The 1,109-nt window shown below is 77.5% G+C and carries 2 pseudogenes; both read right to left on the reverse strand.

Features of this window, described 5'->3' with window-relative positions:
• Positions 1-224: pseudogene (locus tag JZ5iCDA_RS17635) on the reverse strand (hypothetical protein); the annotation flags it as partial.
• A 194-nt stretch (positions 225-418) separates the two neighbouring features.
• Positions 419-1,109 (reverse strand): annotated as a pseudogene (locus tag JZ5iCDA_RS17640) (2-succinyl-5-enolpyruvyl-6-hydroxy-3-cyclohexene-1-carboxylate synthase); the annotation flags it as partial.

Below are 1,109 nucleotides of genomic sequence, written 5' to 3' on the forward strand. Positions count from 1 at the left end.
GGCGAGCCGCTCGCGGGCGGCGTCGGCGTCGCGGGCGGGACGGACCCGGGCATGCCCGGCGTCGTGCGGCCGGCCGGCGGGGCGTACGGGTTCGCGGGAGCGTGCGGCGCCGCGGTGAGCGGTTGCGTCGGCTCGCCCTGCGGGTGGAGGACGGGGCGGGGGGTGCCGGCGTCGCCCGGCTTCGGGGTGCTCGGCGTGGTGCTGGTGGGGGTGTCTGTCGACATGTGGGCCTCCTCGGTTCTGCCCACTACTTCACACCCGCGCGCTTGAGCGACGCTTGAGCCTGGCTGGGAGTTGTCTGCGAGTTCGAGCACGCGGGGCCGCACCGGCTCGAGCGATGCGTCAGCGTCCGAGAGCTGCGTCCGCACACGCATCTCTCGCGCCGGAGCGCATCGCTCGACCGGCGCCGGGCGAGTCGTCAGCCCGCGAGCGCCTCGCGCACGGCGGCGCGGACCTGATCCCCCAGCGCCGCGGCCGACCGACGGCGGTCGTCGCGCGGGACGCGGATCTCGAGCACCTGGACCCCGTGGCTCGGCGCGGCGAGCGCGTGGCGCAGCGACGCGACGTCGGGCACGAGCTGGTGGTCGACGCCGTAGCCCGCGCACAGGTGCGCGAGGTTGGCGCCGTGCGGCGTCGCGAAGACGCGCTCGAACGTGCGGGCGGCGTCGGTCGAGGCCTCGCCGAGCCCGCCCGGCTCGAGACCGGAGAAGATCGACCCCCCGTCGTCGTTGACGACGACGAGCTGGAGGTCGGCGTGCGGCTCGTGCGGCCCGCGCAGCAGGCCGCCGACGTCGTGGAGGAACGTCAGGTCGCCGACCAGCGCGCGCGTGCGGGGTCGCCCGTGCGTGCGGTCGCCGGCGGGCGGCGCGTCGTTCCCGACGGCGAGCGCGACGCCGAGCGCCGTCGACACGGTGCCGTCGATCCCGGCGAGGCCCCGGTTCGCGAGGATCCTCGGGCGCGGTTCGTCCGCCACTGCGGGGACCGCCCCGAGGACGAGGTCGAGGTCGCGCACGGGGCTGGACGACCCGACGACGAGCACGTCCCCGGGCGCGCACGCGCCCGCCACCGCGCGCGCGACGGACGGGCCGTCGGCCGCGTCGCCCGACGTC

The organism is Cellulosimicrobium cellulans, from assembly GCF_001722485.1.
In the GTDB taxonomy this organism is placed as follows: Bacteria; Actinomycetota; Actinomycetes; order Actinomycetales; family Cellulomonadaceae; genus Cellulosimicrobium; species Cellulosimicrobium cellulans_A.